Raw genomic sequence first — 3,641 nt, 5'->3', positions numbered from 1 at the left:
CCTGCTTGAGCCAATCGGGAACATCCCGCCCGCAGAAGCAGAGGCCAATTTCTACGCAGCTCTGGAAACTGAAGCCATGGCCGCGTAACTAAGATCAATCAGCCTCCGGCAAACCCGGCGCGGTTCACAATGACCACAACAGATCCATATCTGCAGTTGTAATTGCCCCCAACTGCATAGTGTCGGACTTCTGCTGGAAATGAGACTCTAGGCGCCCTGCCGACGTCGCAAGTGACTGTTCAGCAGCCTCAGCGATGCTTACCTTGTTTGACCGAGCAGACAGCGTGTCCACGGTGTCCAGTTGCGTCCCAACATCGGCGAAAATCATGCGAATATCGTCGGAACGGCGATCCTTGGTTACATGATCGATCTTCGCTTCAATGGTGCCCAAGTGGGCCTCAATGCCCTTCAAACGTTTCAGCATGACGGCAAAGCCAGCCACAGAGACCCCGAGTCCCAGGCCCGAAACTGCCAATGTCCCTATTTGCAAATTCTTCAACAGAGCCAGCGAAGATTGAACCTCCGCCAAGCGAGATTTGATCTGCTGGTTCTGTATGACGCTTGCGGCACCAAGACCGAGATTTGCAAAACCAACGATGGGGTTGCCGCCGCTGGTCATCACACTGTTGAGGATGGTTTGCAGCACTCCGGTTTCTTGAAGGAAGGCAATGCCGCGCCCCGATGCGACGTCACGGACGACGGAGCCCGTAACCTTGTAGAGGCCAGAGGCGACCCCATGGACAAGCTCTGGCGGAACAGCGCGCAACAGTATCATCAAATTGCTCCTTGAATTCGGTTCCGGCCCGCTTGGACAATAGCGGCCTGTATGTCACTCAGCATGCATCGGGCGCCAGGTTTTTCCCCAATTCCAAACACTTGGCGACCTGCCTCTCGATGTAGTCGAAGGCAGAGCTTCTGCCGGGCCTTATCTTTGGCGAATTTCAACGACTGAGACCCTGTAAGGGTCGCAACACCTATTCCTGCGGCACCCAGGGCAAAGAGTGGCCAACTGATCGCGGACGTCCCCCAAAACGCCAAGACGCTTGTGCTAACGGTGGCGAAGGAAATCACGGTCGGAATCGCGGCGAGTGAGGCCCCGATCAGACCGACACCAGCTATAGCGGGCAGGGCTTTCGTCACTTGTTCCCATACATCGTTGTCGAGGTTCACTTTACCCGGAAGCTGCAGCAAGGTTTGATCCAGATCGGCCTCAGCGCGGCCGAGTGCCTTTACAAGCTGGTCGGCGCCCCAACGCTGAATAATGGCCTCAGCCGACGATTTCAGTGCAATGGTGGACCGGACCAAGTTGACAACGCTTGCACTTTCCACTTGCTCGGCAAGCTCATCCAGCAGTGCAGGCAAGGCTTCTTCCAGCTGCGAGGAAATTGCCGCCAACTGCGTGTCTCTCCACGCCAAGAACTCAAGTTGTGCAGCAATGGCCTGAAAATCCAATAAATGCCCCTCGACGCAGATCCGGTCCTAGGGTTACCGAACGAGATCACATCAGTCCATCCCAAGAGATTGCAGGAGAGGGAAGACGCGGCAGCGAGGGTAGGGACGCCGACGCCAGATCGGTCCCAATATTCGGGGCCTTATACGCTTCCCCAAGGTCAGCAAACGCAGTAAGCAGCACAATCTTTTGGGGAACTGGGACAGATCATGGCGCAAAATGCCACCATTTACAAAGTCGAGCTGTCGGTCTCGGACATGGATCGCCACTATTACGAGACCCACAAGCTGACAGTGGCCAAGCATCCCTCGGAAACCGATGAGCGGATGATGGTGCGCATCATCGCCTTTGCCCTGAATGCCCATGAGAACCTGGAAATGACCAAAGGGATTTCCACGGAAGATGAGCCAGACATCTGGCAGAAAAGCTTGAGTGGCGAGCTTGATGTGTGGGTGGCCCTTGGCCTCCCCAGCGAGAAGGTGATGCGTCAATCCTGCAGCAAAGCTGACAAGGTGATCGTCTATCCCTATGGTGGCAGGACGGCCGATATTTGGTGGGACAAGATCAAAGGCAGCACCACCCGCTTTGAGAACCTTCAGGTGATCGGTTTTTCCGAAAAGGACACCGGCGCACTGGCCAAGCTGGCGAACCGCACGATGAAGCTGCAGATCAACATTCAAGACGGCGAAGTGATGGTCAGTGCCGGTGACAGCATTGTTTACCTCACCCCTCTCAAATGGAAGAGCGCTGCGTAGATCCGCAGCTGCGTGCGCCTGTCCGCCATATCGGGTAATCTGCCCCTCTTTTGACGGGGTGCATCCTTAGAGTTCAGGCGGCCATTTTCAATTTCATGCGGAGAATAGGCACAATAATCTCCGCACAGCTTGCGGCGTTAACGCTTGCGAATGCGGCGAATGAGCTGCATTATCACCGCATCTTGCGCGGAGTTTACGATGTACATCTGGGAGAGGCCAGACTGGCCGACATTGACTTGGCGCGATGGCAGCCTCGCGACACCGCTGGCGGCGGTGCGGCACGATCAGGGTCGCCTGATCGGCCGGATGGAATCCCTTGGGTTCAAGCTGCGCGAAGAAGCGGTGCTGCAGACACTCACGCAGGATGTGCTCAAGACCAGCGAGATCGAAGGCGAGGCGCTAGATGCCACACAAGTCCGGTCATCGCTTGCACGACGCCTTGGCATAGACATCGGCGCCCTGCCCCCGACCGACCGCAATGTCGAGGGCATCGTCGAGGTGATGCTGGATGCGACCCGGAACTACATTGCACCCTTGACGGCGGAGCGTCTGTTCGGCTGGCATGCCGCCCTGTTCCCCACCGGGCGCAGCGGCATGACACGGATCCGCGTCGGGGATTGGCGCGACAACAGTTCGGGGCCCATGCAGGTGGTGTCAGGACCATTCGGCCGAGAGCGCGTGCATTTCGCGGCGCCTCCGGCCGATAGGGTCGCGGCGGAGATGGGCGCGTTCCTGACATGGTTCAACGCACCCCTTTCCACCGATCCGGTGATCAAGGCGGCTCTGGCGCATCTGTGGTTCGTGACAATCCACCCGTTCGAAGATGGCAACGGCCGCATCGCCCGCGCCATCGCCGATCTGGCACTTGCCCGATCAGAGGCCAGCCCCCAGCGGTTCTTTAGCATGTCGGCGCAGATCCGGATCGAGCGGTCAGACTATTATGATGAACTGGAGCGCACCCAGAAGGGCACGACGGATGTGACGGATTGGCTGACCTGGTTCCTTGCCTGCCTAAGCCGGGCAATCCACGGCGCCGATGGCGTCCTGGCAAAAGTCATCGCCAAGGCCCAGTTCTGGGAACGCGCTGCCGCGCTGGCGCTGAACGAACGCCAGATCAAGATCCTGAACCGACTGCTTGACGGTTTCGAGGGCAAGATGACATCGTCCAAGTGGGCGACAATCGCGAAGTGCTCACAAGACACCGCGAACCGCGATATCGCGGCATTGCTGGATCTGGGGCTTCTTCGCAAAGGGGAAGCTGGTGGCCGCAGCACAAGCTACGAGCTCATCCTCTAAGCGTTTCTGCTTAGGTAATCCCCCCCGAAAGTAAGGGGCTGCATAAGTAGAATTTTCTCGGCAAGATGAACGAGGAGATTCTGAATGAAGACAAGCAGATACACTGAAGCGCAGATCCTTGCTATCCTGCGCCAGGCCGA

General features: G+C 57.6%; 4 protein-coding genes. 2 read left to right on the top strand and 2 right to left on the bottom strand.

Annotation, left to right across the window (positions count from 1 at the left end; all coding sequences use genetic code 11):
- Positions 1-124: 124 nt before the first annotated feature.
- Entirely contained in the window at positions 125-775 is a 651-nt protein-coding gene (locus FOA17_RS10585; RefSeq protein WP_149141470.1) for a hypothetical protein, read from the bottom strand.
- Entirely contained in the window at positions 775-1,452 is a 678-nt protein-coding gene (locus FOA17_RS10580) for a hypothetical protein (protein ID WP_149141469.1), read from the bottom strand. Before FOA17_RS10580 ends, FOA17_RS10585 begins: the two co-directional genes overlap by 1 nt.
- Positions 1,453-1,659: 207 nt before the next feature.
- Here FOA17_RS10580 and FOA17_RS10575 point away from each other — a divergent pair, with 207 nt between their 5' ends.
- Together FOA17_RS10575 and FOA17_RS10570 are read left to right on the top strand one after the other, a co-directional pair.
- Positions 1,660-2,205: a YaeQ family protein gene (locus FOA17_RS10575; RefSeq protein WP_149141468.1), complete on the top strand. Its 546-nt coding sequence runs from the start codon at positions 1,660-1,662 to the stop codon at positions 2,203-2,205.
- 159 nt (positions 2,206-2,364) lie between these two features.
- Positions 2,365-3,501 (top strand): Fic family protein, encoded by a 1,137-nt coding sequence (locus tag FOA17_RS10570; RefSeq protein ID WP_238991789.1) that lies wholly within the window; start codon positions 2,365-2,367, stop codon positions 3,499-3,501.
- Positions 3,502-3,641 lie beyond the last annotated feature (140 nt).

The sequence above is a fragment of the Gemmobacter caeruleus genome (genome assembly GCF_008271655.1).
GTDB lineage: Bacteria > Pseudomonadota > Alphaproteobacteria > Rhodobacterales > Rhodobacteraceae > Gemmobacter > Gemmobacter caeruleus.
Note: the sequence above shows the minus strand (reverse complement) of the source record. Positions and strands in the feature narration are given on the sequence as shown.

Excerpts from the sequence above, each read along its gene's own strand:
- FOA17_RS10585 (WP_149141470.1), bottom strand. The coding sequence starts at position 775 with ATGATACTGTTGCGCGCTGTTCCGCCAGAGCTTGTCCATGGGGTCGCC.
- FOA17_RS10575 (WP_149141468.1), top strand. The coding sequence starts at position 1,660 with ATGGCGCAAAATGCCACCATTTACAAAGTCGAGCTGTCGGTCTCGGAC.
- FOA17_RS10570 (WP_238991789.1), top strand. The coding sequence starts at position 2,365 with ATGAGCTGCATTATCACCGCATCTTGCGCGGAGTTTACGATGTACATC.